Below are 22,924 nucleotides of genomic sequence, written 5' to 3'. Positions count from 1 at the left end.
GCGACCGTCAGATGCGGCCGAAATCGTCGGAGCTGAGCCGGGTCCAGCGGTCGCCCATCAACCCGCCGATGAAGATGTCGCCGGTGCGGACCGCTTCCGCGACTTCGGCGATGCGCGAGCGGACCATCGTGCCCCCGGCATAGCGGAAAAAGACATCCTTATGGTTGAAGAGCTGGGGCATGAACCGGCTCTGCGTCTGCCCGGTGATGCCCACGCAGCCCATCTCCCGCGCAGCCGCGATAAGGGCATCGAGTGTCGCGCCCCAATGGGATCCGGACCCCTGGATTTGCAACAGGTTCGCGATGCCGCCGGGTTGGCCGTAAAAGGCATAGCACCCAAGCGTCCTGCCGGCTTCGTCGTAAGTCCCGCCGAAATGAAGCGGCCCGTCGGCCTGCTTCTCGGCCGCCAGCGTAAGCAGTCGCGGCAACTCGCCGTCCTTCCAGCTCGGCCGAAGAGCATAGTCGGACATGAGCATTGGCAGCCGCTCCGCGAACCGCGCGGCGTCGATCGACTCGCGATGGACCCGATGTGAAGACGGATGCTGAGCCGAGAGCTCGGACCTTTTTCTTGTAAGCGCGTCGAACGCTCGCGCGCAGGGATCGAGCGCCAGGCGAGGCAGTGCAGGCCATTTACGGTGCAACATGGCGGCGGCCATGGCGCCCGGCCGGAAAACACAGGTCCATTCCAGACAATGCACCGGCAGCAGTTGATACTTCATCGGCCGGGCGAAGGCCAAGGACGTCCGATTGGCCGAATCCGTGAGGTATAGATCGAATTGGCCTTGATGCAGAGAACGCAGCAATTGCGGCCCGGCCCAGCCGTGATCGATGGCGGAGTCGGTCATGAAGGGACCGATGATAGCGGCGTTCAATGCCGTTGCGTTGAGCTCATAGCGGGCGTTCAGAACGCCCATGAACCCACCCAGGCGACCCTGCGGGTTGATCTGGACGAGAGCTTTGCTCTCACCGCCGCCGAGATAAAGTGCCCTCATATATTCCGCCGTGCGCGCGATCGCGCGGTATCGGTGGCGACGACGGTGGCGAAACTTCGTCAGGAAGAGTGCGGCGACCTGATCGAGATCTCCGACGGCAAGCGGGCGAACCGAGCCGTGTTGAGAGTCCACTACCGACGGGGCAGCGATCTTTTGCGGACCGGCATTTGCGGAATCAAGGTCCATCATGAGTGCCTATGCGAGGCCCACTGCACCGGCGAAATCCTGCGGCTCGCAAAGGAGATCTCCTGTGATCGGCATTGCTACGAAACAAATCTCCAGCAGAGCAGCATCTACCCCATCGGATTTGCTTTTCTGTAAATTCACGTAAGCCGTTGCTTTGACGAATTTATTTTTACCGATGCTGCGAATGAAAGACTCAAAACTCGACAAGTAGAAAGGAATTTGAATAGCGCCTTGCACGACGCCTGCCGCATAACGCGAGCGCGGTTGCAATTTCGGATTGCCTGGGCCGCATCCGAGGGTGCGCCTTGCGAACGCGGATCCACGCGGCACCGGACAGCTGACAGCGCCCGGCCGACGACGGGCGCTGTCCTTTCTCAGCCGACGAGCCCCTTGGTCAATTCGAGCGCCTGACGCTCGAACAGCCGGCGGTAGATGCCGCCATTGAGCCGGATCAGTTCGTCATGCGAACCTTCCTCGGCTATACGGCCGCGATCGAAAACCAGCAGACGGTCGAGCGCCCGCACCGTCGAGAGCCGGTGCGCGATGACCAGCGTCGTGCGCCCGACCATCAGCCGCTCCATCGCCTTCTGGATCAGCACCTCCGATTCAGAATCGAGGCTCGACGTCGCCTCGTCGAGGATCAGGATGCGCGCATCGGCCAGGAAGGCGCGCGCGATCGCCACGCGCTGACGCTCGCCGCCCGACAGCTTCACGCCGCGCTCGCCGACCAGGGTTCCGTAGCCCTTGGGCAGGTTGGCGATGAAGTCGTGCGCGCTGGCAAGCTTCGCCGCATGCTCGATTTCGGCCTGGCTGGCCCCCGGCCTCGCATAGGCGATGTTCTCGGCCAGCGAGCGGTGGAACAGGATCGGTTCCTGCTGGACGATGGCGATCTGGCTGCGCAGCGACGCCTGCGCGACCTGCGAGATGTCCTGCCCATCGATCAGTATCCGCCCCGCATTCACGTCATAGAGGCGTTGGATCAGCTTGACGAAGGTCGTCTTGCCCGAGCCCGAATGCCCGACCAGCCCGATGCGTTCACCGGCCGCGATCTCGACCGAGAAATCGCGGTAGAGCGGCAGCCTGTGATTGCCGTAGTGGAACGTCACCTTGTCGAAGGCGATGCGCCCATCGGTGATCCGGATCGGCCGCGCGCCGGGCCGGTCCTCGATGCCGAGTGGCTCGGACTGGAAGTCGACCAGTTCCTCCATGTCGTTGATCGAGCGTTGCAGGTTGCGGATATGCGTGCCGATGTCGCGCAAATAGCCATGCAGCACGAAGAACGAGGTCAGCACGAAGGCGACATCGCCGGCGCTCGCCTGGCCCCACGCCCACAAGATGAGGGCAAGGCCGATCACCGCGGCGCGCATGACAAGCAGCAGAACGCCTTGCGTGGAGCCGTTGGCGGTGCCGCGCATCCAGGTGCGGCCGGTGCGCAGCCGCCATTTGGCGACGACGCGTGCCAGCCGCGCTTCCTCGTTGGCTTCCGCGCCGAAACCCTTGACGACGGCATTGCAGCTCACTGCGTCGGCCAGCGAGCCGCCCAGCCGCGTGTCCCAGCTGTTGGCAAGCCGTGCGGCGGGCGCGACATAGCCGAGCGACAGCTTCGTCGTGACCGCAATGAACAGCACCGAACCGGCCGCCACCACGGCCCCCATCAGCGGCCAGAACCAGCCGAGCAGCAGCGTCGAGCCGACGAGCATCACGAGCGACGGCAACAGCGCGATCAGGATCGTGTCGTTGAGAAGGTCCAACGCCCACATGCCGCGCGTGATCTTGCGCACCGTCGACCCGGCGAAGCTGTTGGCATGCCAGTCCGTCGAGAAGCGCTGCACCCGATGGAAGGCATCGGCGGCAATGTCCGACATCATCTTCAGCGTCAGCTCGACGATCCACAGGAAAGCGACATTGCGCAGCATGACGCCTGCCAGGGCCAGCGCCATCAGGGTCGAGAACGCCGCTATCGCCGCATTCCATGCGAGCGCGTCGGTTCCAGCGCCGCTGGCGACCGCGTCGACCAGGCGGCCGGAATAGAAGGGTGTCAGCACGTCGGCCAGCGTCGAAAGCAGGAACGCGCCCATGATGAGCGAAAGCCGCCACGGCTGACGGCGCCAGTGGTTGAAGGCAAAGCCAAGCACGCTACGAAAGGCGCCGGCGCGCAGGTCGATCTTGAAACGAGCCATAATGTCATCCGGGCGCGAAAGAGCCCGGTCCCGGTAAAATCAAATTGGAAAACCCGCGTCCGGGCCTTGCGGCGCATAGGAAAACGGGAGGTTCAGCATGGCAGGCCGTCCGCCCAAAGGCAGCGACCGGCAGCGGCAAATGCCTGTCCTGCGTCCGGCTCCCCGAAAAGTCTTCGGACAGCCCGAGCGACCTAGGCTTTGCGGCCTCGCGTAACGGTGTCAAATCCTGCCATACGGTCCTCCCGGAAGGGAATCGCGGAGAAGCTCTTATAGGGAGGCGTCACCCGATCGCCAAGCCGGCCTATCGTCAAAACGCCATCTGGCCCAACCACTGCGACGGATTTGCAACAACGGCGGGTTGTGCGGGCATATGCGTGTTGCCCAGAGCCGCGCGGCGGTTCTGGGACGACGACATGCGTCAAAACAAAGACTTAAAGCGCGTCACCTGAATCCGTTTCAACGCGACGCTTTTAAGCCCTCAAGCTGCCGGGTTGCGATCCAGCCGCATGTAGCGTCCGTCGGTCGACGCCTTGAATCAGAGCTTCTCGTAGAGGCTGTGGGCGTCGTCGGTCGAAAGGCTCCAATGCGTCACCGTGCCGACTTCAGGGTGATTGATCAGCGCCTGGACGAGCCGCTTGCCGATCCCCCGCCCGCGATGCTCGGGCCAGATGATGACGTCGGCAACATAGGCAAAGACGGTGTAGTCGGTGATCGCTCGGGCGAACCCGACCTGCTTGCCGTCCAGATAGGCGGCGACGCAAAGCGAGTTGTCGAAGGCGCGGCGATGCGCCTCGTCGGTTCGGGACGCGCCCCAATAGCTTTGCATGAGCTGGTCGGAGGTCGCCCGGAAATCGATCCGCGACGGGTCGAAGCTGATTTCAATGTCTTGCATGCGCCGCTGCCGCGATCTGAACGTTGAGCATGGTGCCGAAAAGTGTGAAGCGGCTTTCGGACGACACCATGCTCAGGATTAGAGACGATCCCGGAACCGGTTGGTGATCGGGTAGCGGCGGTCGCGGCCGAAATTCTTGCGCGTGATCTTCACGCCGGGCGCTGCCTGCCGGCGTTTGTATTCGGCAATGTAGAGCAGGTGCTCGACACGCGTGACCGTCGCCCGGTCATGGCCGCGCGCGACGATGTCGTCGACGCTCATCTCGTTCTCCACCAGGCACTCGAGAATGTCGTCCAGCACCGGATAGGGCGGCAGCGAATCCTGGTCGGTCTGGTTTTCGCGCAGTTCCGCCGACGGTGCCTTGTCGATGATGTTCTTCGGGATGACCTCGCCCGAGGGCCCAAGCGCACCCGGCGGCACATGCGCGTTGCGCCAGCGCGAAAGCGCATAGACCTGCATCTTGTAGAGGTCCTTGATCGGATTGAAGCCGCCATTCATGTCGCCGTAAAGTGTAGCGTAGCCGACCGACATCTCGCTCTTGTTGCCGGTGGTGACGACCATCGAGCCGAACTTGTTCGAGATCGCCATCAGGATGGTGCCGCGGGCGCGGCTTTGCAGGTTTTCCTCGGTGATGCCTTCCTGGGTGCCTTCGAAGAGCTGCGTCAGCGCGTGCCTGAAGCCTTCGACCGGCTCGGAGATCGGCACGATGTCGTAGCGGCAGCCGAGCGCGCGCGCGCAGTCCTCGGCGTCCTTCAGCGAATCTTTCGACGTGTAGCGATAGGGCATCATCACGGTGCGCAACCGCTCTTCGCCGAGTGCATCGACGGCTAAAGCCGCGCAGATCGCCGAGTCGATGCCGCCGGAGAGACCGAGCACGACGTTCTTGAAACCGTTCTTGTTGACGTAGTCTCGCAGGCCGAGCATGCAGGCGCGGTAGTCGGCCTCCTCGCGGTCGGGGATCTTCGACATCGGGCCTTCCGAGCAGACCCAGGTGTCTCCCTTTCTTTTCCAGGTGGTGACGTCGACCGCGTCCTCGAACTGGCTCATCTGGAAGGCAAGCGTCTTGTCGGCGCCGATGGCGAAGGAAGCCCCGTCGAAGATCAACTCGTCCTGGCCGCCGAGCTGGTTGGCATAGATCATCGGCAGGCCGGTTTCGATGACCTGCCGGATGACGACCTGGTGGCGGACGTCGATCTTGGCGCGGTAATAGGGCGAGCCGTTCGGCACCAGAAGGATCTCGGCGCCGCTTTCGGCCAGCGTCTCGCAGACCGCGATATCGCCCCAGATGTCCTCGCAGATGGGGACGCCGATGCGTACGCCGCGGAAATTGATCGGCCCCTGCAACTCCGGCCCGGCTTGGAAGACGCGCTTCTCGTCGAACTCGCCGTAGTTCGGCAGATCGAGCTTGTAGCGTTCGGCGATGATCTTGCCGGCATCGGCGAAGACGATGGAATTATGCGTGCCGCTCTTGCGCTTGAGCGGCGTGCCGATGATGACGCCGGGCCCACCATCGGCGGTGTCCCTGGCGAAATCCTCGGCAGCTTTCTCGCAGGCCTTCAGGAAGGAAGGCTTCAGCACCAGGTCCTCCGGCGGATAACCGGCGAGGAAGAGCTCGGTATAGAGCACCAGATCGGCACCCTGCCGCGCCGCGTCCGCCCTCGCTTCGCGCGCCTTCGCCAGATTGCCGGCGACGTCGCCGACAGTCGGATTGAGCTGGGCAACGGCGATGCGCAGGATATCGGGAGCGGTCTTGGTCATGGAACGGATGTAGCGTGGCAGAAATCGCCCCGCAATGGCCATTGCTTGGGCCAAATAGGATCGATCGACGGATGTCGATCGTATCCCGATTGAGCTCGGTCCTGCTTGGCCGAGCGCTCGGCCTAGTCGCCCATATACTCGCGCAGCGCCTCGACCGACCGGTTCTCGCCGATCGACATCGCCAGGATCCGCGATATGTGGCGGCGCGGCAGGCCGGTCTCGGCCGACCACTGGTTGATCTGCGCCTGGATCTTGTCGAGATCCCGCTTCGAGGTCGGGTTCTCGGCGATATCGAGGCCGGCATCGCGCAAGGCTGCCGCCATGTCGGTGGAGGCGACGAACGTGTCCCATTCGAGCCAGCGCAGGAAATACTGTCCGGTGTTGCCGCCCAGCCGGCTGCCATGCTTGGCGAGATAGGCGGTCAGGCCGACCTGATCGTCCGCGGGCCACCCGGCAATGAACTTGCCGAAGCTGCCATGCTCCTTCGAGACGCGATCGACGAAAGCCGCATTGTCACGCACCGATTTGATCTTCTGGGGGTTGCGCACGATGCGGCTGTCGGAGGCCAGTTCGTGCCAGAAATCGTCCGGCTGGAACAGAAGCCGCTTCGGCTCGAAGCCGAGGAAGGCCTCCTCGAAACCCGGCCATTTCTGCTCGATGACGCGCCACACGAAGCCTGCGGCGAAGATGCGCTCGGCCATGGTGGAGAGAATGCGATCGTCGGGGACTTTCGCCACAGCCTTATTGTCGGGCGCAGGACCAAGCAGCGGCGCCAGCACCGCCTCGCCTCCCTTTCGCTTTGCCGCCCGTGCATGAATTTTCTGGAAATCGAGCATCTTTGTCCTCGCCTGTTCGCCGCAATCTAGCACTTCACGTCTGGCCCGGCAGCCTCTACGTCTAGTCGATGCCGGGCGAAGGAGAGGACCAATGAACAAGATCGTCGAGGACATGGCGAACCGTTTGCTCAAGCGAAAGCCGGAAGGTCTCGGCCCGCTTGAGAGCCGCGTGCTTCAGTCGACGCTCGAGCGCACCACCATCACGCGCGACACCAACAAGGCCGTCGCCTTCCACGAGACCTATGGCGACCGCGTCGCCGACACGATCGCCAGGATTGGCGGTTCCTGGTCCTTCATCCTCGGCTTCCTGGGCTTTCTTGTTCTTTGGACTGCCGGCAACGCCTGGCTGCTCACGCGCGACGCCTTCGACCCCTATCCCTTCATCTTCCTCAACCTCGTGCTGTCGATGCTTGCGGCGATCCAGGCGCCGGTGATCATGATGTCGCAGAATCGCCAGACCGAGCGCGACCGCATCGACGCGGCGCATGACTATGAAGTCAATCTGAAGGCCGAGATCGAGATCATGGCCCTGCATGAAAAGCTCGACGAACTGCGCCACAGCGAGATCATCGGCATGCGCGACGAAATCCTGCGCATGGCCGAACAGATCAAGCGTATCGACGAAAAACTGTCGGCGCGGCCCGCAACAGAATGAACGAGACCATCCATCACCTCATCGAGCAATATGGGCTGATCGCGGTCTTCCTGGGCTGTGTGGCCGAAGGCGAAAGTGCCGCGATCCTTGGCGGCTTCTTTGCCCATCAGCATGTCTTCGTGCTGTGGCAGACTTTCCTCGCCGCCTTCATCGGCGCGTTCGCCGGCGACACGTTCTTCTTCACCCTCGGCCGCAGCTTCGCCGAGCATCGCTATGTAAGAAGGCTGCGCAGGCGGCCAGGCTTCAGCCGCGCCTATCGCCTGCTCAATACTCATCCCAACATTTTTGTGCTGACCAACCGCTACATCTACGGCATGCGTCTGGTCGGCGGCATCGCAGCCGGCCTGTCGACGGTGCCAATGCCCCGTTTCGTTGTCCTGAACGCCATCTCTTCAGCGGTCTGGGCGGCCCTGTTCAGCGGCATCGGCTATGTCTTCGGTCTCGGCGCGGAGGAAATGGTGGGCCAGGCGTTTGCACGCCATGAGCGCCTGCTCATCGCCCTTGGCGTTGGCGTCGTAGTCGCAGTCATTGCCTGGCTGGTCGGCCATCACTTTGCCGGGCGCGAACGCGCCAGGGAAGATCAGGCTGGATCCTGATCGCCGAAGCGGTCCGCGGGGATCAGATCGGCGCGCCGGTAAGGCGTTCGATGACGGCGATGCCCCAGACGCCGCCGGCGATCACGATCGAAATCAGCACCGCCAGCGAACCGCAGTCCTTGGCAAGCTGGATATCGATGTGGAATTCGCGCGAGATCGCGTCGCAGGCCGCCTCGATGCCCGTGTTAAGCACTTCGACCATGATCAACAGCAGAACTGCGCCGATCAAAAGGGCATAGCCGCGCCAGGAGATCGAAATGAACCAGCCGGCCGGCAGGGCAAGCGCAAGCAACAGCAGTTCCTGCTGGAATGCCTTTTCGTGTGCGGCCAATTTGCGGAAGGCCCGAACTGAATTGACGAAAGCATCGATCAGCCGCTGCATGCCTCTGCCCCTTTGCGAGTCACCGGCAGGGGATATCGCAACGGCGGGATCAATGGAATAAGGCAGCCACCGCAAAATTCATCCGTCCGCGACCTTTATCGACGGTGCCGATTTTTCGAATTGCGGCAGCCCGTCCTCGATCGAATAGTAGTCGCCCTTGTCGCCGACGAAGATGTGGCTTTCCGCCGACAGGCCGCTCGGCCTTTCGAAGGCGCCGGCCATGATGGAGATTGTGTCCAACTCGTTGTGCTTCCAGAAGAGCAGCGAGCCGCAGGTGCGGCAGAAGCCGCGCTTCGCCACGTCGGAGGCGCCGTACCAGGTGAGCCCGTCTGCTCCCTCTATGACGACATCGGCATCCCTGGAGGCGGTGGCCGCGACGAAATGGCCGGTTTGCCGCCGGCATTGCGAGCAGTGGCAATAGACGACGCCGCGCAACGGGCCGCTCGTCTTGAAACGCACCGCCCCGCACAGACACGATCCACCGTGGTTGTCGCCCATTCCGGTCTCCCTCGGATTCATCTTCCCGATCGAAATAGAATTCCAGTTTTGCAGCGGCCGGGCACAGGCAAATGCGACACCGAAGCGACGTGTTTCAAAAGCTGCGTCTGCACCGGCCTACAGCCTGTGGTAGCAACGACAATGAGGAAATGCGGGCCATTAAGGAAACTTTAGCGCAACTGCATTTATGGTTCCCACAAGCGGAGGTCGTGAGGGGACGCGCCGTCGCATTCGCAATTCCGATTCAAATCCCCGCGTGAGCGACTCCCGGCGGTGGCAGGTCTCCGGTCGCACTGAAGGGACAGTGAAGACGATATGCAACCGGCAGCCATTCCAACTGACAGAAACGCCGACATTGCCAGCCAGGTCGTGGCGACGATGCGCCAGTTGGGCGTGCTCGGCATGCCGCGCAACTACGAGATTTTTTACGAGGCGCTCAGCGGCAGCAATCACGAGCTCAGCGTTGCCGTCGTCTCGTTGAGCAACCGGCCGACCCAGGATGATCTCGACCGTATCGGCCGCACCTTTTTCCCGCAGCACCACGGCCCCGCCATCGTCGAGCACGCTCGCGATATGATCGCCAAGGAATTGGAGGACATAGCCGCGCTGCTGCGCAACGAGCGCACCCATATCGAGAAATACGGCCGAATCCTCGACGAGACCTCGAGCGGCTTGAGCAATCGCAGCCTGCTTTCGCAGGAACTGCTGCAAAAGATTGCGGGGGCCATGTCAGCCGCCACCAATTCGACGCTCGATCACAACCGCCAGATCTCCAGCACGCTCAACGAAAAGACGGCGGAGCTTGAAAGCGTCAAGTCGAAGCTGGAAGAATACAAGCGGCTTGCCGACACGGATCCGCTGACGCAGTTGTGGAACCGCCGCGCCTTCGACAAGGAGATCACCCGGATCTACAACAGCAATCGTGGCATCCTGTTCAACGCCCTGATCCTGGCCGATATCGATCATTTCAAGGACATAAACGATCGCTACGGCCACCCAGTCGGCGACAGGATCCTGCAGATCATCGCCGAGATCTTCCAGTCCAGCGTCCGCCACGACATGTTCGTCGCGCGCACCGGCGGCGAAGAATTTGCGCTGATCGTCGAAGGCGCCAGTGAGGACGCCACCTGCGAGATCGCCGAGCGCATCCGCGCCCTGATCGAGCAGACCCCCTTCACCAGCAGCCAGACCGGCATCAACTACGGCACCGTCACCGTATCGCTAGGCGTGTGCATGGCATCGGAGGCGGAGAGCCCCGAAGACCTCTACACCAAGGCGGACCGGGCGCTTTACCGCTCCAAGGTCGGCGGCCGCAACCGCGTGACAAGGCACTCGGCCACGGCCAACCGGGCCGGCAAGGGCTGGCTGCTCTACAAGAAAGACTGACACGACCCTTTCCAGATGAATTTTTGTGGACTATATTTTCCACAGAAATGAAAGGGTGCGCTCATGCAACGTCCAGTCGCGGCCGCGGCGGCGGCCGAAAACGCCGTCATCACCAAGGCCACGCTGCGCGCGGCCGACCTGCTCGACATCACCGCCAGGACACTCGCTTTGGTCATCGGCGTGTCGGAAGCGACGGTCTCGCGCATGCGCAAGCAGGAATTCCTGCTTGAACGCGGTACCAAGCCGTTCGAGCTGGCGGTGCTGTTCGTCCGCCTGTTCCGCTCGCTTGACGCCATTGTTGGCGGCGACGAGACAGTTGCCCGGGCATGGCTGAAGAACCCCAACACCACGCTCGATGGCACGCCGCTCGAAAAAATCCTGACGATTTCCGGACTTGTCGATGTCATTGCCTACCTGGACTCCCGCCGCGCTCTCGTCTGAGGCCGCCAGGCTCGAAGGCAAATACTGGCGGATGGTCGAGGCGCAACACCGCGTTTCGACCCTCAAGCTCGTCGACACGCTCGACGAGCAGGCGCTGCTGGAAGACCTCATCGAGGACACCAAGCCGCGGATCCCGATGGAATGCCGCCATCTGCATTATCTTTTGGCGACGCCCTTTCGCTATGGCTCCGTCTACCCGCACGGCTCACGCTTCCGCCGCGCCGGCAAGACCAAAGGCGTCTACTATGCCGCCGAGACGGTGCTGACGGCGGTGGCCGAAATGGCCTTCTACCGCTTGCTGTTCTTCGCGGAATCGCCGGCGACGCAATGGCCGAACGACGCGGCCGAATACACCGCCTTTGCCGCGGCGATCAAATGCGACAGCGCGATCGATCTGACCCGGCCGCCGCTCGATCGCGACGAGAAGGCCTGGGCGCACGCGACAGACTACACCGCCTGTCAGGCGATCGCTGACGTCGCGCGCGAGGCCGAGCTGCAGGCGATCCGCTATCGCTCGGTGCGCGATCCCAAGGGCGCCAACATCGCGCTTTTGACATGCAAGGGCTTTGCCAAGGCAAAGCCGCTGGAGCCGCAGACCTGGCGCATCCGCATCGGCTCGTTCGGCCTGCAGGCGATTTGCGAATTCCCCGACAAGCGGCTCGAATTCTCACGCACCGCCTTTGCTGATCCTCGGCTGACCGGCATGCGCTGGGAGCGCGGCCACTGAACCCGGAAAACTCTAGCGAGGTTCATGACGGGCCGACCTCATCTGAAACCTACGCCAGAATGTTGACCGCACGCGCGGCCACCAGCGCGATCGTCAACAGCGAGATCATCGCTTCTGCCATCATCAGCAACTTGGCGCGCTGAGTGAGCGGCAAGGTGTCGGTCGGCGAGAACGCCGTAGCATTGGTGAAAGCCAGGAAGACATAGTCGACGAAACCCGGCAGCCAGCCCTGGGTCTCGCGGTCGGGCAGCGTCATTTGCGGGAACAGGAAGTCCGCCTGCGCCCGCTTGACCAGGCCGCAAGTCGGCGGGCCGCCCCGGTCGGTGCTCCAGAACCAAAGCGCAAAGACGATCACGTTGGTGACCCAGATGTTGAGCGCATCGATGAGGAGCGTCGTGCCGGCGCCGGCATGCCCCTCAAGCAGGGCCCGCACCAGCAAGACCAGCGATCCGCAATTCATGATGCTGATCACGCCGGTCATCACCAATGCCGTGCGGCGGATATAGAGGCGGAGTTGGCCGATCGCGTACCAATGCTCGTGGTCGACGGCCGTGCGCGTCTGCATTTGCGTCCAGGCCGTCGCGATCGATAGTGGCAAGAGCAGCGCCGCCTCGACCGCCGGGGCCAGCCAGCGCGGACCGAAAGACAGGTTGTTGATGACCAGAAGCTGCAGGCAGATGATGACGAGAACCGCCGCGCGCGCCGACCAGAAGTCGAGCCCACGGTGGTGGATGACGGCGTGCTGGTGGCGCATGGAGGAACCTGTATTGCTGGAACCGCGGCGCCGCAGGCCGGCTGCGGCAACGATCGAGTGACCGGTCCGCCCGAAGCGCCGGCGACCGGTTCCATCGCAATCTTGGTTTTACAATGTTGCGGAAGAATACATTTTCGTAAGCTTTTGCTATCGGACTGTTCAGCAATCCTCCGGTGTGATTTTAGGCCCGCATGTCGAGAAGCAGTGAATCCGTTCAACTTTGGCCCGCAACGGGCGCGGCGGAAGGCAACCTGCCTTCCGTGTGGAACGGCTTGGTCCGACACCCATGGCGATTGCTGGCGCTTTTATGCCTGACCCAGATCGCTTGCTGGACCCTCATGCCGGCGATCGTCAATGTCGGACCGCCTCGCGACGTCGTCGAGGGGTTCATGTGGGGCCGCGAATGGGTGCTGTTGACCTACAAGCACCCGCAACTGCCTTGCTGGCTGCTCGAGATCAGCCATCTTCTGACGGGCTCGTTTCGCTGGCCGCAATACACGCTGTCGCAATTGATGATCTCGACGACGTTCGTTCTGGTCTATCTGCTTGCGCGCGACATCATGGGCTCGACCCGCGCGCTCGCTGCTGTGCTGTTGATGCCCTCGATCTACTTCTTCGGCTGGCCTACCCCGCAATTCAACCATGACTACGCGCAGATGCCCTTCTGGGCCGCAATCTCATGGCTGCTGTGGCGCTCGGCGCGCGACGGGCGGCCGGGCTGGTGGCTCGCCCTCGGCCTCGTTTCCGGCCTGGGGCTCTATGCCAAGTTGTCGACAGCTTTGCTGCTCGTCTTCGGCGGCATCTGGATCTTGTACGACAGCCGTGCCCGAAGCCGGCTCGCCACCCCATGGCCATGGCTCGGCCTCGCGGTTTTTCTCGGCGTCGCGGCGCCGCTGGCGGTTGAGCTTGTCCGCCTCGACTTCATGCCGTTGACCTATGCCGAGCATCGCAACGCCTGGGTGCTCGCCAATCGCGCCCGGCTCTACTATATCGGCGTTCAGCTTGCCGGGCTCGCCGTTCTTCCTATCGTTCTTGCCCTTTCCGGCCTGCTGCGACGGCAGGCCGACCCCACGCGAGAACCCGTACAGGCCCACCCCGCCCCCGAGCGGCGCGCGGTTGTCTACCTGGCATGGATGGGTCTGGGGCCGGCGCTCCTGATCATGGTCGCCTCGCTGTTTACCGGCACCGGCGAGTCCTGGGGCGCGACGATGTACAATCTCGTCGGGGCCCTGGCGATCGGGCTTCTGGGCCAGCGACTGGGACCCGCGGAATTGCGCCGGCTGACACTGCTGGCGCTGCTTTGCGTGGTCGGCGTATCGAGCGCCTATGCGGTTACCCGCTGGACAGGCTGCAACGTCCTCGGCCGTCTGCAGCCGATGTGCTGGCCGGCGCGATCGATCTCGCAGACAGCCGAGGCGATCTGGCATGAGACGGTGCCCGGACCGCTTGGCATTGTCGGCGGCGAGGACGGCGCGGCCCAGCTTGCCGGGCTGGAAGCTGCGGACCAACCCTCCATCTTCACGAACCTCGATAGGCGCCTTGCCCCTTGGATCACGGACCAGCGCCTGCGGGACCAGGGCATGCTGCTGGTATGGCCAACAGGCTGGCAACTCACGCCGCTGCAGCAGGCGTGGATTGCCGGCCTGCCGGTTAAAACGGCGCTTTTCCAGTGGTCGCTCAAACGGCGGCCGATCGAGATCAGCTTCGCCGTCATCCCTCCCGGCAGAGCCAGTTTCCCAAGCGACCCGGCTGGACCGCCCGATCCGGAATGACAGCAGTCCCAATTGAACCCGCCCAGCTGAATTGAAAAGGCGCCGGCATCACCGCCAGCGCCCCCAATGACGGGCGTCCGGGCCTCGCTCAGGCGTTGGCGGCTTGCTTGTGCTGCACCGGATGGCTCTTCTTGAGCAGATCCGAGACCAGGAAGGCGAGCTCGATCGCCTGATCGGCGTTGAGCCGCGGGTCGCAATGGGTGTGATACCGGTCCTGCAGGTCTTCCGCGGTGATCGCACGGGCGCCGCCCGTGCATTCGGTGACGTTCTTGCCGGTCATCTCGACATGGATGCCGCCCGGATGCGTGCCCTCGGAGCGATGCACCTCGAAGAAGGTCTGCACTTCCTTGAGGATGCGGTCGAAAGGCCGCGTCTTGTAGCCGGCCGCCTCGATCGTGTTGCCGTGCATCGGGTCGGATGACCACACGACGCTGCGGCCTTCCTTCTTCACCGCCCGCACCAGCTTCGGCAGGTGCTCGGCGACCTTGTCGGAGCCGAAACGGGCGATCAGCGTCAGCCGTCCCGGCTCGTTCTCGGGATTGAGCAGGTCGATGAGCTCCAGCAGGCCGTCCGGGGTCAGCGACGGCCCGCATTTCAGGCCGAGCGGATTCTTGATGCCGCGGCAATATTCGACATGCGCATGGTCGGGCTGGCGGGTGCGGTCGCCGATCCAGATCATGTGGCCCGAGGTCGCGTACCAGTCGCCCGAGGTCGAGTCGACGCGCGTCAGCGCCTCCTCGTAGCCGAGCAGCAGCGCCTCGTGGCTGGTGTAGAAATCGGTCTCGCGCAACGCGAAATTGGTTTCCGACGTGATGCCCACCGCACGCATGAACTCCATCGTCTCGGTGATGCGGTTGGCCAGAGACTCGTATTTCTCACCCTGCGGGCTGTCGGCGACGAAGCCGAGCATCCAGCGATGCACATTCTCCAGGCTGGCATAGCCGCCCTGCGCGAAGGCGCGCAGAAGGTTGAGCGTCGCGGCCGACTGGCGATAAGCCATCTCCTGGCGCGCCGGGTCCGGAATGCGCGACTTGGCGTCGAACTCGATGCCGTTGATGATGTCGCCACGGTAGCTGGGCAGCGTCACGCCGGCCTTGGTCTCGTTGTCGGACGAACGCGGCTTGGCGAACTGGCCGGCGACGCGGCCGACCTTCACCACCGGCTGCGCGCCGGCGAAGGTGAGCACCACCGACATCTGCAGGAAGACACGGAAGAAGTCGCGGATGTTGTCGGCGCCATGCTCGGCAAAGCTTTCCGCGCAATCGCCACCCTGGAGCAGGAATGCCTCACCGGCGGCGACCGCCGCCAGTTGCTTCTTCAGCTTGCGCGCCTCACCGGCAAAAACCAGCGGCGGGAAGGTGGCAAGCTGGGCTTCCGTGGCCTTGAGCGCCGCAGGATCCGGATAGGCCGGAACCTGCTTGATCGGCTTTGCTCTCCACGAATTCGGCGACCATTTCGTCATCGCTGCACCCAAACGCCCTTTAGGAGCAACTCCGGGAAAGGTCTGAAATTTCCATCGGAATTGCGTCAAAACAAACCGGCGAGCGCGCTTGCACGCCGCTCCATCCTCATTACGAGGTCGCGGCTCCTTACACGAAGCCGATTGCCTATTCTAGCCGGGTTTTTCAGTGGTGGCGAATGGTCCTGTGCGATTGGAACTTCGTGACGATGCTGTTACGCCGCCTTGTCGACCAGCCGGGCCAGTTGCGTCATCACCACCGCCGACCCTGCCAGCCGCTTCTCCGCATTCGGCCAGTCGCGCATGAAGACGACGCTGTGGTCGGCTCTGATCTTGGCCAGCGAGCCCTGCTCGCCGATGAACTTGACCAGCCCGACCGGATTGGGGAATTCGCGCTTGCGGAAATGGATTACGACGCCCTTGGGGCCGGCGTCTAGCTTCTCGACATTGGCCTTGCGGCAGAGCGCCTTGATGAAGACGATCTTCAACAGATGCGTCACCTCCTCCGGCAGCGGTCCGAAGCGGTCGATCAGCTCTGCACCGAAACCGTCGATCTCCTCGGTGGTTTCGAGATCGCCGAGGCGGCGATAGAGCGCCATCCTGAGCTGCAGGTCCGGCACATAGCTTTCCGGTATCATCACGGCGGTGCCGACCGCGATCTGCGGCGACCAGCCGCCGTCCTGAACCTCGCCGGTGTCCTTCACCTCGGCGACGGCCTCCTCCAGCATCTGCTGGTAAAGCTCGAAACCGACCTCCTTGATGTGGCCCGACTGCTCTTCGCCCAGAAGATTGCCGGCCCCGCGAATGTCGAGGTCATGGCTGGCGAGTTGGAAGCCGGCACCGAGCGTGTCGAGCGACTGCAGCACCTTCAGCCGGCGCTCTGCCGTATCGGTGAGCTTGCGATTGGCCGGCAGCGTGAACAGCGCATAGGCGCGCACCTTCGAGCGGCCGACGCGGCCGCGCAGCTGGTAAAGCTGGGCGAGGCCGAACATGTCGGCGCGATGGATAATCAGCGTGTTGGCCGTCGGGATGTCGAGACCGGATTCGACGATGGTGGTCGACAGGAGCACGTCGTACTGGCCGTCATAGAAGGCGTTCATGATGTCGTCGAGTTCCCCCGGCGGCATCTGGCCATGCGCGACCGCCACCTTCAGCTCCGGCACGGATTCCTTCAGGAAATCATGGATTTCGGCCAGATCGCTGATGCGCGGCACGACATAGAAGGAGTGGCCGCCGCGATAGCGCTCGCGCAGCAGCGTCTCGCGGATGACCAGCGGATCGAAGGGCGAGATGAAGGTGCGCACCGCCATGCGGTCGACCGGCGGCGTGGCGATCAGCGACAGTTCGCGCACGCCGGTCAGCGCCAGCTGCAGCGTGCGCGGGATAGGCGTCGCCGACAGCGTGAGCACATGCACGTCGTTCTTCAGCTCCTTCAGCCGCTCCTTGTGCTTGACGCCGAAATGCTGCTCCTCGTCGATGATCAAGAGCCCGAGATTCTTGAACGAGATCGAGCTGCCGAGCAGCGCGTGCGTGCCGACGACGATGTCGATCGTGCCCTCGGCAATGCCCTTCTTGGTTTCGGCCAGTTCCTTGGCGCCGACCAGACGCGAGGCTTGAGCAATGCGGATCGGCAGGCCGGAAAAGCGCTGCGAGAAGGTCTTGAAATGCTGGCGCGACAGAAGCGTGGTCGGCACCACGACCGCGACCTGAAACCCTTCCATCGCCGCGATAAAAGCGGCGCGCAGCGCCACTTCGGTCTTGCCGAAGCCGACATCGCCGCAGATCAGCCGGTCCATCGGCTTACCGGCGCCGAGGTCGCCCATGACGGAATCGATCGCCGTCTGCTGGTCGTCGGTTTCCTCATAGGGGAAACGCGCGGCGAACTCGCCATAGAGTCCCTCGGCCGGGATCATGGCGGGCGCGGAACGCATCTGCCGCTCGGCGGCGATACGGATCAATTGCCCGGCCATGTCGAGCAGGCGCCGCTTCAGCCGCGCCTTGCGCGCCTGCCATGCGCCGCCGCCCAGCTTGTCGAGCGTCGCTTCGGTCGAATCCGAGCCGTAGCGCGACAGGAGCTCGATATTCTCGACCGGCAGGAAGAGCCGGTCGTCGCCTGCATAGTGGATTTCGAGACAGTCATGCGGCGCGCCGATCGCCTCGATGGTGCGCAAGCCGATGAAGCGGCCGATGCCGTGGTCGGCGTGGACGACGATATCGCCGGCAAACAGCGACGAGGCCTCGGCGATGAAATCGGAAGCCTTCTTCTTGCGCTTGGAACGCCGGATCAGCCTGTCGCCGAGGATATCCTGCTCGGCGACGATCACCATCTCGTCGGTCTCGAAACCGGATTCGAGCGGCAAAACGGCAAGAGCCGCCTGCTCCGGTTCGAGCTTTTCGACCTCGGCAAGCGTCGCGACCGGCTTCAGATTGCCGAGATGGTGTTCGGCCAGAATCTGGCCGAGCCGGTCGAGCGAGCCCTCCGTCCAGCCGGCGACGACGACGCGGCGACGCGCGGCGCGCTCATCGGCAATGTGCTTCGCCACCACGTCGAAGACATTGATGTTCGGGTCGGCGCGTTCCTCGGCGAAGCTCCGACCATGCCGCGAGCCGGCATGGAAGACCTTTTTGCCTCCGACATCGGGGGCATCGAAGACGGTGAAGTCGATATCTTCGCGCGGACCGAGCGAGGATTTGAGATTCTCCGGCGACAGATAAAGCAGGTCCGGCGCCACCGGCTTGTAGGGCACAGCGTCCTTCAGCGCGCTGTCCGCCTGCTTCCGCCTTGCCTCATAGTGATCGAGGATCAGTGTGTGCCGTTCGGCCAGCGCCTCATGCGCCAGATGGTCGAACACGACAGGCGCATCCGGCAGATAGTCGAACACCGTCTCCAGCCGCTCGTAGAAGAACGGCAGCCAGTGCTCCATGCCGGCAAAGCGCCTGCCTTCGCTGACGGCGGCATAGAGTGCGTCGTCACGCGACGGTGCGCCAAAAGCTTCGATGTAGGAGCGGCGGAAGCGGCTGATCGTTTCGGGCGTCAGCGCCACCTCGCTCATCGCCTGCAGCGACATCGATTTGCGCTGACCGGTGGTGCGCTGGGTGGCGACGTCGAAGACACGGATCGATTCCAGCGTGTCGCCGAAGAAGTCGAGCCTGAGCGCTTCGCTCCAGCCGGGCGCGAAAAGATCGAGGATGCCGCCGCGCACCGCGAATTCGCCGAGCCCGCGCACCGTCGGCACGCGCTCGAAGCCGGACGTCTCCAACCGCGCGATCAGCGCGTTCATGTCGATCTGGTTGCCGGGCCTGGCGTGGAAAGTCTGCGCCTCGATCAGCTCGGCCGGCGGAACGCGCTGCAGGAGCGCGTTGGCGGTGGTGAGGATCACCGCGCGATGCGGCTTTTTCGCCAGCGCGATCATCGCCGAAAGCGCGTCGAGCCGCCGCGCCGCGGCATCGGCGCCGGGCGACACCCGGTCGTAAGGCAGGCAGTCCCAGGCCGGCAGCTCCAGCACCGGCAGGCCGGGCGCCGCGAAGGCAAGCGCCTCGATGATTGCCGGCAGCCGCTGGCCGTCGCGCGCGACGAACAACACCGGCTTGTCAGGCGCGATCTCTTGCACCGCCTGCACCAGGGCAAAGGCTTCATAGCCGTCGGCGACGCCGTCGACGGTGAACTGGCCGACACGGCCCTTCGGCAGGCCGATTGTGGGGATGAGGCTCATGAATATGCGTTTTTCAAAATGTCATGGTTCGGCGCGACGCCAGGATCTTTTGCAGCACCGCGCAATCGATATCGGGCGGAACCGGGCGCTCGCCGGTGACCATCGGGAAAAAATCTGTGTCGGGAATTTCGAGAAGTCTCTCATATTGGTCGATTTCGTCGCCGGTCAAGGCGCCGATCTCGGCGTCGGCGAAGGAACCGAGGATCAGGTCCATCTCGCGCATGCCGCGATGCCAGGAGCGGAACAAAAGCTTGCGGCGACGGGGGTCAAGCCCCTCGCTTGGTCGCAGTGTTCCGGTCATGGCGCCGCATCCCTGTTGAAGCGGCGCATATAGCGTGGATAGAGAGCGGTGTCAGCCTTTGCGCTGCGGCGCTCGCGACATAAGCTGACACGATGCGTCCTTCCATCCTCGATCCCTTGTTCGTCCCGATCACCTCGCTCGCCGGCGTCGGCCCGAAGGTCGGCTTGCTGATCGAGCGCGTGGTGCCGGCCGACCTTGGCGATCGCGCCGCGCGCGCAGCCGACCTTTTGTTCGTGCTGCCCAACACAGTGATCGACCGCCGAAACCGGCCGGGCATCGCGCTGTCGGCCGAGGGCCAGATCGTCACGCTCGAGGTGCGCGTCGACCGCCACCAGCCACCGCCGCGCGGCAACAGGTCGGTGCCGTACCGGGTCTATGCCCATGACGACACCGGCGAGGTCGCGCTGACCTTCTTCCATGCCCATGCCGCCTATCTGCAGAAGATGCTTCCCGAGGGCGAGCGCGTCGTGATCTCCGGCCGTATGGAATGGTTCAACGGCCGTCCCACCATGGTCCATCCCGACCATATCGCGCCGATCGACGAGGCCGAGGGCCTGCCGCTGGTCGAGCCGGTGTATCCGCTCACCGCCGGCCTGTCGGCAAAGGTGCTGCGCCGCGCCATCGGCCAAGCGATCGGCCGCCTGCCGGAACTGCCGGAGTGGCAGGATGACGCCTTCATGCGCCGCCATACCTTCCCAGCCTTCGGCGACGCGCTCGCCCGCATCCATTATCCGAAGGACCCGATCGACGTTGCCGTCGAGGGTTCGGCCTGGCGCCGCCTTGCCTATGACGAGCTGCTGGCCGGCCAGGTGTCGCTGGCGCTGGTGCGAGCGAGAATCCGCCGCCTTTCGGGCCGGCCGCTCACCGGCGATGGCAACATCGTTGAGAAACTGCGCGCCGCCCTGCCCTACAAACTCACGCCCAGCCAGGAATTCGCGCTCGGCGAGATCAACGCCGATCTCGCCGACCCCGAACGCATGCTGCGCCTGCTGCAGGGCGACGTCGGTTCTGGCAAAACGGTGGTGGCACTGTTTGCCATGGCGCGCGCCGTAGAGGCCGGAGGCCAGGCGGCGCTGATGGCGCCGACCGAAATCCTGGCGCGCCAGCATATGGCGACAATCGCGCCGCTGGCGGAAAAAGCCGGCCTGCGCCTCGCCATCCTGACCGGTCGCGAAAAAGGGCGCGAGCGCGTCGAGACGCTGGAGGGTCTTGCCAGCGGTACGATCGACATCGTGGTCGGCACGCATGCGTTGTTCCAGGAAACGGTGACGTTCCACGATCTCGTGCTGGCCGTCGTCGACGAGCAGCACCGCTTTGGCGTCCACCAGCGCCTCGCCATCACCGCCAAGGGCGACGCGCCGGACATGCTGGTGATGACGGCCACCCCCATCCCCCGCACGCTGGTGCTGACCGCCTTCGGCGACATGGACGTGTCGAAGCTCACTGAAAAGCCTGCCGGCCGCCAGCCGATCCGCACCGTGACCTTGCCGATGGAACGGCTGGACGAGCTGGTTGGGCGTATGCGCGATGCTGTCACCGAAGGCCAGAAGATCTACTGGATCTGCCCGCTGGTCGAGGAATCCGAGGAAATAAAACTAATGTCGGCGGAGGATCGCTTTGCTTCGCTGAAACCGCTGTTCGGCGACCGGACAGGACTCGTGCACGGCCGCATGAAGGGCGCGGAGAAGGACGAGGCGATGCGTGCCTTCAAGCAAGGCGAGACGCGCATCCTCATCGCCACCACGGTCATCGAGGTCGGCGTCGACGTGCCGGACGCAACAATCATGGTCATCGAGCATGCCGAGCGCTTCGGCCTGGCTCAGTTGCACCAATTGCGCGGCCGCGTCGGGCGGGGCGACAAGCCTTCGTCATGCGTGCTCCTTTACAAGGAGCCGCTCGGCGAGACCGCGAAACGCCGGCTCTCGGTGATGCGCGAGACCGAGGATGGCTTCCGCATCGCCGAGGAAGACCTGAAACTGCGCGGCGAAGGCGAGTTGCTGGGCACCCGCCAATCAGGCACGCCCGGCTTCCAGGTGGCGCGGCTGGAATTCCACGCCGATCTGCTCGAAGCCGCGCGTGACGACGCCAGATTGATCCTGTCGCGCGATCCGGAACTGCAATCCGAACGCGGCGAGGCGCTGCGCTTGTTGCTTTACCTGTTCGGCCGCGACGAGGCGGTGCGGCTGCTGCGCGCCGGCTGAGCGCCGAGCGCCGGATTGGCGAGCGGCCCCTCAAGAGGCTCGCCATTCAGCGTCACCAGCTTGGCCTTGGCCTCCGGCGCCACCATGCCGGCCGACACGATCAGCTTGGCGCCGTCCTCGATCGACATGTCGAGCAACACGATCTCGGACTTATGCACATACATCAGGAAGCCGGTGGTCGGGTTCGGCGTGCAAGGCATGAACACCGCGATCAGCGGATCACCTTCCTGGTCGAGCTTCTGGTTGATCTCGGTTTCCTTCTCGCTGGCGACGAAGACCAGCGACCAGACGCCCTTGCGGGGATATTCGACCAGCCCGACCTGGCGGAACATGTCGCCCTTGTTCGACAGCACCGTCTCGAAGATCTGCTTCAGCGAGCCATAGATGCCGCGCACCAGCGGCATGCGGCCAAGCAGCCGCTCGCCGAAATTGACGATGGCGCGGCCGACAATGTTGGCCGTCAGGAAGCCGATCAGCGTGATCAGGATAAGCGCCACAATCAGCCCGAAGCCTGGAACCGGAAACGGCAGGTAGGTATCGGGATTGTAGCGGGCCGGGATATAAGGCTTCACCCAGGAATCGACCCAGCCGATCAGCGACCAGGCGATATAGGCCGTGATCGCCAGCGGCGCGCAGACGACGAAGCCGGTCAGGAAATAGTTCCTCAGCCGGGTCATGCCAGAGGTCTTCAGGGCGTCGGACATGGGGCTCACCGCGGCGCATGTTGCGTCGCAAGATTAATGAACCGCGAGCCGGTTTGGAACTGCGAAGTTTTTAAAGAATGCCCTGTTATGAACGCGGCATAGCCCGCTATTCCACCGTCACCGATTTCGCCAGATTGCGCGGCTGGTCGACGTCGGTGCCCATGAAGACGGCCGTGAAATAGGCCAGCATCTGGATCGGCAGCGCGTAGATGATCGGCGCGATGATCTCCGGCACCTCGGGCAGGATGATCGTCTCCATCGTCTTGATGCCGGCCTGCGCGGCGCCCCTGGCGTCGGTGATCAGGATGATCTTGCCGCCGCGCGCCGACACTTCCTGCATGTTCGACACGGTCTTTTCGAAAATGCGGTCATGCGGCGCAATCACGATCACCGGCATGTTCTCGTCGATCAGCGCGATCGGCCCGTGCTTGAGCTCGCCGCCGGCATAGCCCTCGGCGTGGATGTAGGAGATCTCCTTGAGCTTCAGCGCGC

The 22,924-nt window shown here is 63.7% G+C and carries 21 protein-coding genes; 7 read left to right on the top strand and 14 right to left on the bottom strand.

Annotated features, from left to right (window positions below):
• Positions 1-7: 7 nt before the first annotated feature.
• From EN869_RS12695 to EN869_RS12670, 6 genes are all read right to left on the bottom strand, one after another.
• Positions 8-1,180, bottom strand: coding sequence for a hypothetical protein (locus EN869_RS12695; protein WP_245512350.1), 1,173 nt, complete (start codon positions 1,178-1,180; stop codon positions 8-10).
• 6 nt (positions 1,181-1,186) lie between these two features.
• A complete protein-coding gene (locus tag EN869_RS12690; RefSeq protein WP_127226026.1) occupies positions 1,187-1,447 on the bottom strand; it encodes a hypothetical protein in 261 nt (86 codons plus the stop codon).
• Between the two features lie 104 nt (positions 1,448-1,551).
• Positions 1,552-3,357, bottom strand: a complete 1,806-nt coding sequence (locus tag EN869_RS12685) for an ABC transporter ATP-binding protein (protein ID WP_127226025.1) — start codon at positions 3,355-3,357, stop codon at positions 1,552-1,554.
• Between the two features lie 535 nt (positions 3,358-3,892).
• Positions 3,893-4,249 (bottom strand): GNAT family N-acetyltransferase, encoded by a 357-nt coding sequence (locus EN869_RS12680; protein ID WP_127226024.1) that lies wholly within the window; start codon positions 4,247-4,249, stop codon positions 3,893-3,895.
• A gap of 78 nt (positions 4,250-4,327) precedes the next feature.
• Complete coding sequence (locus EN869_RS12675) at positions 4,328-6,007, bottom strand: NAD+ synthase (RefSeq protein ID WP_127226023.1); 1,680 nt, start codon at positions 6,005-6,007, stop codon at positions 4,328-4,330.
• Positions 6,008-6,129: 122 nt separating this feature from the next.
• Entirely contained in the window at positions 6,130-6,843 is a 714-nt protein-coding gene (locus EN869_RS12670) for a DNA-3-methyladenine glycosylase I (RefSeq protein WP_127226022.1), read from the bottom strand.
• A 91-nt stretch (positions 6,844-6,934) separates the two neighbouring features.
• Here EN869_RS12670 and EN869_RS12665 point away from each other — a divergent pair, with 91 nt between their 5' ends.
• Both EN869_RS12665 and EN869_RS12660 read left to right on the top strand, forming a co-directional pair.
• Complete coding sequence (locus EN869_RS12665) at positions 6,935-7,498, top strand: DUF1003 domain-containing protein (protein ID WP_127226021.1); 564 nt, start codon at positions 6,935-6,937, stop codon at positions 7,496-7,498.
• The gene (locus tag EN869_RS12660) at positions 7,495-8,094 is read left to right on the top strand and encodes a DedA family protein (RefSeq protein ID WP_127226020.1); all 600 of its coding nucleotides are present in this window, start codon (positions 7,495-7,497) and stop codon (positions 8,092-8,094) included. The genes EN869_RS12665 and EN869_RS12660 overlap by 4 nt, the downstream gene beginning before the upstream one ends.
• Before the next feature lie 22 nt (positions 8,095-8,116).
• On the opposite strand, the gene EN869_RS12655 is transcribed toward EN869_RS12660, so the two are convergent.
• A complete protein-coding gene (locus EN869_RS12655; RefSeq protein WP_127226019.1) occupies positions 8,117-8,476 on the bottom strand; it encodes a diacylglycerol kinase in 360 nt (119 codons plus the stop codon).
• Between the two features lie 78 nt (positions 8,477-8,554).
• Positions 8,555-8,974: a GFA family protein gene (locus EN869_RS12650; protein ID WP_127226018.1), complete on the bottom strand. Its 420-nt coding sequence runs from the start codon at positions 8,972-8,974 to the stop codon at positions 8,555-8,557.
• Between the two features lie 315 nt (positions 8,975-9,289).
• Between EN869_RS12650 and EN869_RS12645 the strand changes: the two genes are divergently transcribed.
• The 3 genes from EN869_RS12645 to EN869_RS12635 all read left to right on the top strand — a co-directional run bounded on the left by EN869_RS12645 (position 9,290) and on the right by EN869_RS12635 (position 11,528).
• Positions 9,290-10,360: a diguanylate cyclase gene (locus EN869_RS12645; RefSeq protein ID WP_127226017.1), complete on the top strand. Its 1,071-nt coding sequence runs from the start codon at positions 9,290-9,292 to the stop codon at positions 10,358-10,360.
• A gap of 63 nt (positions 10,361-10,423) precedes the next feature.
• The gene (locus tag EN869_RS12640) at positions 10,424-10,801 is read left to right on the top strand and encodes an antitoxin Xre/MbcA/ParS toxin-binding domain-containing protein (RefSeq protein ID WP_127226016.1); all 378 of its coding nucleotides are present in this window, start codon (positions 10,424-10,426) and stop codon (positions 10,799-10,801) included.
• Positions 10,761-11,528: an RES family NAD+ phosphorylase gene (locus EN869_RS12635; RefSeq protein WP_127226015.1), complete on the top strand. Its 768-nt coding sequence runs from the start codon at positions 10,761-10,763 to the stop codon at positions 11,526-11,528. The genes EN869_RS12640 and EN869_RS12635 overlap by 41 nt, the downstream gene beginning before the upstream one ends.
• Positions 11,529-11,577: 49 nt before the next feature.
• Here the strand turns inward: EN869_RS12635 and EN869_RS12630 are convergent, their stop codons facing one another.
• Positions 11,578-12,282, bottom strand: a complete 705-nt coding sequence (locus EN869_RS12630; protein WP_127226014.1) for a hypothetical protein — start codon at positions 12,280-12,282, stop codon at positions 11,578-11,580.
• Between the two features lie 338 nt (positions 12,283-12,620).
• Between EN869_RS12630 and EN869_RS12625 the strand changes: the two genes are divergently transcribed.
• Complete coding sequence (locus EN869_RS12625; protein WP_245489427.1) at positions 12,621-14,054, top strand: glycosyltransferase family 39 protein; 1,434 nt, start codon at positions 12,621-12,623, stop codon at positions 14,052-14,054.
• A gap of 88 nt (positions 14,055-14,142) precedes the next feature.
• Here EN869_RS12625 and EN869_RS12620 read toward each other — a convergent pair whose 3' ends face one another.
• From EN869_RS12620 to EN869_RS12610, 3 genes are all read right to left on the bottom strand, one after another.
• Positions 14,143-15,516, bottom strand: a complete 1,374-nt coding sequence (locus tag EN869_RS12620; RefSeq protein ID WP_127226012.1) for a 3-deoxy-7-phosphoheptulonate synthase class II — start codon at positions 15,514-15,516, stop codon at positions 14,143-14,145.
• Between the two features lie 212 nt (positions 15,517-15,728).
• A complete protein-coding gene (mfd, locus tag EN869_RS12615) occupies positions 15,729-19,226 on the bottom strand; it encodes a transcription-repair coupling factor (RefSeq protein WP_127226011.1) in 3,498 nt (1,165 codons plus the stop codon).
• Between the two features lie 13 nt (positions 19,227-19,239).
• Positions 19,240-19,527, bottom strand: a complete 288-nt coding sequence (locus EN869_RS12610) for a succinate dehydrogenase assembly factor 2 (RefSeq protein WP_127226010.1) — start codon at positions 19,525-19,527, stop codon at positions 19,240-19,242.
• Positions 19,528-19,619: 92 nt separating this feature from the next.
• Here EN869_RS12610 and recG point away from each other — a divergent pair, with 92 nt between their 5' ends.
• Positions 19,620-21,728 carry an ATP-dependent DNA helicase RecG gene (recG, locus tag EN869_RS12605; RefSeq protein ID WP_127226009.1) on the top strand — a complete coding sequence of 703 codons (2,109 nt, stop codon included), beginning with the start codon at positions 19,620-19,622 and terminating at the stop codon, positions 21,726-21,728.
• On the opposite strand, the gene EN869_RS12600 is transcribed toward recG, so the two are convergent.
• Entirely contained in the window at positions 21,680-22,432 is a 753-nt protein-coding gene (locus tag EN869_RS12600; RefSeq protein WP_127226008.1) for a DUF502 domain-containing protein, read from the bottom strand. The genes recG and EN869_RS12600 overlap by 49 nt on opposite strands.
• Positions 22,433-22,538: 106 nt before the next feature.
• Positions 22,539-22,924: SIS domain-containing protein (locus EN869_RS12595; RefSeq protein WP_135857432.1), on the bottom strand; the 386-nt coding region annotated here is incomplete at its 5' end.

Source organism: Mesorhizobium sp. M2D.F.Ca.ET.226.01.1.1 (assembly GCF_004022705.2).
Lineage (GTDB): Bacteria > Pseudomonadota > Alphaproteobacteria > Rhizobiales > Rhizobiaceae > Mesorhizobium.
This window is presented reverse-complemented; position numbering and strand designations above follow the sequence as displayed.